Raw genomic sequence first — 1,760 nt, forward strand, 5'->3', positions numbered from 1 at the left:
TACAAGGGCCTGGGCGAGATGAACCCGGACCAGCTGTGGGAGACCACCTTGGACGCCAACGCCCGCACCCTGCTGCAGGTGAAGGTCACCCACGCCGACGACGCCGACGACATGTTCACCCGCCTGATGGGCGACCTCGTCGAGCCGCGGCGCGAGTTCATCCAGGAGAACGCCCTGGACGCCGAGGTGGACGTCTAGGCCTCCACGGCGCGCGCCTTTAGGAAAGGTAAAGCTCCGTACGCCGCGCATCTCGGTGCGCAGGCGTGCGCACCTCCGCGCACGCGCGGAGCCTCGTGCGCACGCAGAAGAATCAGACGTTTAGACGGACGGCGGCCGCGTCGCTGGGCAGACAAAGCGCCGCAGTGCGACAAAACCGCGCACGGTTAAGGCTCAGGAAACCTTGCCGTTCTAGTTTCCCCTGGCACTGGGGGGGGACCTCCAATCGTCGCAGAACTCTGATGATGGAGACTTCAGAATGAAACGCGTTCTCCTGGCCGCTAGTGCGGCCCTTATGATCGGATCGATCGCATCACCGGCCCTGGCTCAAGTCGTGGCCGACGACGACGCGACCGCTTCGATCACCATCCTGGCGCCGATCACGGTGACCAAGGACACCGACCTGCAGCTGGGCTCGATCGTGGTCAGCGGCGCCGGCAGCTATCAGCTCGCGGGTAACGGGACCGTCACCGACACGGCCGGCACGGTCGACGCCTTCGCCGGCGGCGTCACCCCGGCGGTGGCGACCTTCGACATCACGGCCGACGCCAGCGCAACCTACGATGTGGACGTGGCGGACGACGTGACCCTGACCAGCGGCGCCAACACCCTAACGCTGAGCACCAGCGAGGCTGGCCTCGTGGTCAACGGCGGCACCGGTCTGTCTGGCAACCGCACCGTCAGCGTCGGCGGCCGCATCGTCTTCGCCGGCACGGAGCCCGCGGGCACCTACACCGGCACCGTCAACCTGCAAGCCGCCTACAACTGATCTTCCGAGCCGTTCGGCTCCGCCTCAGCCCCGCGATCCGGCGCGCCCGGGCCGCGGGGTTTTTTGTTGTCCGGCGCCCCCCGTCTCACCCACCCGGCTTCCGCCAGATTAACGGCGGATCCGCAGCTTAAGGCGCCCTTAACCCAAAATTGTGTGAGGCCGCGCCGAAAACCTCAACGTCGGCAACCATTTACAAGCAGCTGCTGGAAGAAAGATAGAGTTAGCGCGCCGCTGCGTCGCCAGGGCCGAGAGTAGGCGCCCCCGTGGCGCCGCCGGATCCGATCTGAGCCGACCGTGCCGTACACGTCGGCATAGAAAAGCAGAACCGCAGCAGTAGAACGGGAACCGAACTCGCCGCGGCGAGAGCGCTAAACACGGGTGAGCTACCCGCCGGACCGTCCTGGTATCGTCAATACTTCATGAATGGCTTGCTGCGACGTTTTGACCATCCTGATTCGTGGGGGGATGGCATGCAATCGCGCAGACGCGCACTCCAAGTCCTGAGTCTCGGCGGCCTGGCCGTCGCCTTCGGCGGCCCGGCCGCAGCGCAGGTCGGCGACGACCTGACGATCTCGCCCAAGCGGCTGGTGATCGCCCCCAACAGCCGGGCGGCGACCATGTTCCTGCTCAATCGCGGGACGGAGACGACCACCTACGCCATCGACGTGGTCGACCGGGTGATGCTGCCGGACGGGCGGATCCGCGAGCCCGCGGAAGCCGGCGACAAGCCCGGTGGCCCGGGCGCGGTGGCGCGGCTGAAGTCCGCCAAGCCGAT

General features: G+C 66.9%; 2 protein-coding genes and 1 pseudogene. All 3 read left to right on the forward strand.

Translation table 11 applies throughout. From position 1 onward, the window contains the following. Positions 1–198, forward strand: a 198-nt coding sequence (locus VHK87_RS07200; protein ID WP_329634223.1) for a hypothetical protein, incomplete at its 5' end; no start/stop codon positions are given. Between the two features lie 352 nt (positions 199–550). Next, positions 551–985 carry a DUF4402 domain-containing protein gene (locus VHK87_RS07205; RefSeq protein WP_329634224.1) on the forward strand — a complete coding sequence of 145 codons (435 nt, stop codon included), beginning with the start codon at positions 551–553 and terminating at the stop codon, positions 983–985. A gap of 470 nt (positions 986–1,455) precedes the next feature. After that, positions 1,456–1,760 (forward strand): annotated as a pseudogene (locus VHK87_RS07210) (hypothetical protein); the annotation flags it as partial.

This window comes from Phenylobacterium sp., assembly GCF_036263695.1.
Taxonomy (GTDB): Bacteria; Pseudomonadota; Alphaproteobacteria; order Caulobacterales; family Caulobacteraceae; genus Phenylobacterium.